This is a genomic window from Microbispora sitophila, from assembly GCF_014892245.1.
Taxonomy (GTDB): domain Bacteria; phylum Actinomycetota; class Actinomycetes; order Streptosporangiales; family Streptosporangiaceae; genus Microbispora; species Microbispora siamensis.
The window spans coordinates 1-3,696 of sequence record NZ_JADBGC010000065.1; the positions used below are offsets into that span (position 1 = coordinate 1).

Consider the following 3,696-nt stretch of genomic DNA (forward strand, 5'->3'; position numbering starts at 1 on the left):
CGTAGACGCGCAGCTCACCGGCGCTGGTCGAGGTCCACTGCTGGTTGTTCTGGCCGTTGCAGTCCCAGATCTGCACCTGAGCGCCGTTGGCCTGCGACACCCCGCTGACGTCCAGGCACCGCCCGGAGCCCACACCCTTGAGCGCGCTCGTCGCCGGCGGAGGGCCGCTCGGTGAGACGGTCGGTGAGACGGTCGGCGAGGGAGAGGGCGAGGTCGGCGGGGTCGTGTCGAACTGCGTCAGGAACTTCCACGCCTCGCCCGAGGTCCAGGTCCTCCAGCCGTCACAGGTGCACCCGTCGATCGGGCCCGGGGTGTGGCCCCCGTCGAACGCAGCCCACACGACCGGGTACCCGGCCCGGCACCCCGAGTAGGCGGTGACGATGTGGGTCAGGCTGCCCGACCTGGGCTCGGGCGGATTCTGCGCGGTGCAGCCGTTGTTCCTCACGAACGTGTCACGCAGCCCTCGCCCCGTAGAGATGTTGAGCACCGGGTCCCCGATGCCGTGCACCCCCATGTACGCGATGGGCTGGGTGCCGCCGTTGCACCCGCTGAGCTGCGCGCCGGAGTAGACCACGACCGCGCGGAAGACCGTCGCCCGGGCGCAGGCGAGCGCGTAGCTCATACCGCCGCCGTAGCTGAAGCCCGTGGAGAAGATCTGGCTGGTGTCGACGCACAGGCCGGCCTCGATCTGCCTGAGCATGTCGTCGACGAAGGTCAGGTCCTGGCCGCCGGGGTTGGCCCAGCCGTTGCCGTTGCCCTGGGGCGCAACGAAGATCGTGCCGTTGTTCGCGGCGTCCGCCAGGCGCCTGAGTCCGTAGTACGACCAGTTGTACCCGTCGGTCCCGCCCGAGTCGACGTCGTTGGCGGTGCCGCCGTTCCAGTGGAACCCGAAGATCAGGCGGTAGGGGCGGTTGCTGTCGTAGTTGGCGGGCACCCGCAGGATATAGCTGCGGTTCTGGCCGCTGCTCACAATCGAGTGCGTGCCACTCGCCAGCGTCGGGGCCTTGCCGCATCCGGCGGTCGCCGCGGCGGCCACGGCGCTGTGCGTGGCCGACGTCGTTCCGCCGAGCGCCGTGCCGCTTATGCCCAGAACGAGAAGTGCTGCCGCCGCGATTGCGGCGAAAAGGGATTTGTGACTCAACATACGCAACTCCATGCGCGGTTAGGGGATCAGCGGTAGCCGGCGGCGACGATGTCGGCCTGTACGGCGTTCTCGGTGGCGTCGGAGGGGTAGCCCGCGACCATCGCTCCTTCGTAGAAGGTGCCGGCGCTGAGGTTGGCGCCGCCATCGGGCTTGCAGCAGTCGCCGCCGCTGCCCAGGACGATGGCACCCTGCTTCTTCATCGGGCTGTAGCCGGGGGGAAGCGCGCCGTCGTAGAGGGTGTACAGGGTGCCGGACTGCGCGTTGCTGCCCTTGATCGCGAATCGGCTGGTGCCGTTGTTCTTCAGCGTGGCCGTGACGAACTTGCTGGCGAAGGCTCTCTGGTTGGGGTTCCAGGACTGGCTTCCGCCGGGGTAGAGCCCCCATTCGAGGTCGGCCTGGACCCAGGGACCCGATCCGGAGCATCCGCCGAACCAGCAGCTCGTGCCGAAGTAGATGGCGTCCATGGCGCCGGCGGCGTCGGCCTTGCGGGTGGTCTCGCTGTTGCCGTAGTCGAAGCAGCAGCCGCTGTTGACGTGCGTGCCGCTGGTCACCATGTACATGCCCTCGGGCGCGCTGCCGGTCGGCACGCCGGTCAGGTGACCGTCCCGCCAGTAGCTGTTGCCGGGGTTGATGTACAGGGAGTAGGCCTTGTTGCCGCCCACGGACAGCGACTCGGTGGTCGCGATCGCGGGCTTGCTCTGCGGGGACCCGGGGACCACGCTCGACCCCTGGTACCACAGGTCGTTGCCGCGCCCGGACTGGTCGTACACGACGGTGACGACGCAGGTGGTGCCGGCGCAGAAGGAGTCCTGGGCCGCGGCGTTGGCGACGCCGCCCGCGGTCAGGACGCCGATGTTCCTGGTCGCGTTGTCGGAGGAGCGCCGCACCTGGTACAGGTTGCCGTTGTAGGCGTTGTAGAGCGCCCGCGTCGTGCTGTGGGCGGCCACACACGGCGTGCCTCCGGCGGCGTAGATGTCACACGGACGCGAGCCGGGGGGCGGCGGGCTCGGCGACGTGGGCGGGCTCGGTGACGTGGTGGGCCCCCCTGCGACGGTCCATTTCTGGTTGCTCTGCCCGTTGCAGGTCCACAGGGCGACCGCGGTCCCGTTGGCCGTGCCCGCCTGGTACACGTCCAGGCACAGTCCGGACTGGACCCCGGTGACGGATCCGTCGGCGTTCTGGCGCCACTTCTGGTTGGCCTGCCCGTTGCACGACCAGATGACCACCTTCGTGCCCGGCGACGTGCCCTGGCCGTACGCGTCCACGCACCGCGTGCCGCCGAACGTCCGCAGCTCACCGGCCGAGGTGAACTCGAACGCCTGGTTGGCCTGGCCGTTGCAGTCCCAGATCTGCAGGGCGGCGCCCAGCGCATCGGTGTTGCCCGCCACGTCCAGGCAGCGCCCCGACGACGCGCTGACCAGCGGCGCCACCGCCGCCGATGCCGGTGCTGACCATGTCAAGGCGGTGGCGAGGAGGGCCGCGAGCGCTGCCATGAGGCAGGCTACGACGGCCGCCGGTGAGCGCCGCCCGCGAGCCGCATGGCCCGACAAGTCAACGGACGAAGAACCCATTGCTTTCACTCCTTGGGGGGAAGGCACGGCGGAGACAGCCACGTGCTGAATCCGGGCAGCCTCGCCGGAGCCGGCGATAGGCGGTCGTGTCCCATGCGGCGGGTCGCTGTGGGAACAGCCCGCAGTGGACGGCTGGGCCGTGGGAGCCGACCGCTCCTCGATCCGTACGCTCGGTGCCGATCCGGCGTCGTCCGTAGCGTGGAGACCGAGGCGATGTCGGGTCCCGGTCGCGGACCCGATCCGCGCGAAGGCGCATACACGAAGGAGGAAGGGGTCGCGGGCAGCGGGTGAGAAGTCCGGCTGCAGCCCGGAACGCCGACGGCGCGCCTCACGCCGTCGTACGCGGCGAGCCGCGACGTCGGTGGATCACCATCCAGGTCACACCGCATCGGCGAGCGTCTGTTCTGAACCTCGTCGCAAAAGGTCACGAACCGATTCGCCTCGACCGGGCGACGGAACCCAGCCCCTTATTGCCTCCTGGCGGCGATTACAGGCTTTGTTAGCGCTAACAGATCAACAGAGACTTGGCTTGATCCTTCCTGCCGGCGGATTGGGGGGTGGCGGGATGCAGCGAAGCAAATACGACCGCCGACGCGCGTGTCAAGAACCTCGTTCCCCTTCTTACCGGCCCGCGCAAGGGCCTGGAGTCCCTGCCGCGGCTCTCAGCAGGGACGCTCACGGTCCCCTGCCGGTCGCGCGTGAATGAAAGATTCACAGACCGCCTCGAGCGGACCGGTGCCCTCAGCCCGTCCACGACCCAACCATGATCACAGCATCGAAACGCTTCGCATCCGTGGCTATGGAGGCACTCCAGCGGCGGGGACGGCTGGACGGCTCAGCCGGCCGAGCGGAACAGGCGTTGCTGGATCTCTCTGCGGTAGTCGTCGAGTGTGTTGTCGATGTGTGTGGCGGCGGCGTGGGCGGCGGCTTCGGGGTCGCCGGCGCGGATGGCCTGGTAGATGGCGTCGTGTTCTTCGACGG

At 69.2% G+C, this 3,696-nt stretch carries 3 protein-coding genes; all 3 read right to left on the bottom strand.

The genetic code is table 11. From position 1 onward, the window contains the following. Positions 1-1,144, bottom strand: a 1,144-nt coding sequence (locus IL992_RS45320) for an RICIN domain-containing protein (protein ID WP_193209466.1), incomplete at its 3' end; no start/stop codon positions are given. A gap of 26 nt (positions 1,145-1,170) precedes the next feature. Then, complete coding sequence (locus IL992_RS45325; RefSeq protein ID WP_193209467.1) at positions 1,171-2,637, bottom strand: arabinofuranosidase catalytic domain-containing protein; 1,467 nt, start codon at positions 2,635-2,637, stop codon at positions 1,171-1,173. Between the two features lie 913 nt (positions 2,638-3,550). After that, positions 3,551-3,696 (bottom strand): FCD domain-containing protein (locus IL992_RS45330; protein ID WP_193209468.1); only part of this gene is annotated, 146 nt, incomplete at its 5' end.

Bases quoted from the DNA above. Each gene is read 5' to 3' on its own strand.
- IL992_RS45325 (WP_193209467.1), bottom strand. From the start codon at position 2,637: ATGGCAGCGCTCGCGGCCCTCCTCGCCACCGCCTTGACATGGTCAGCA.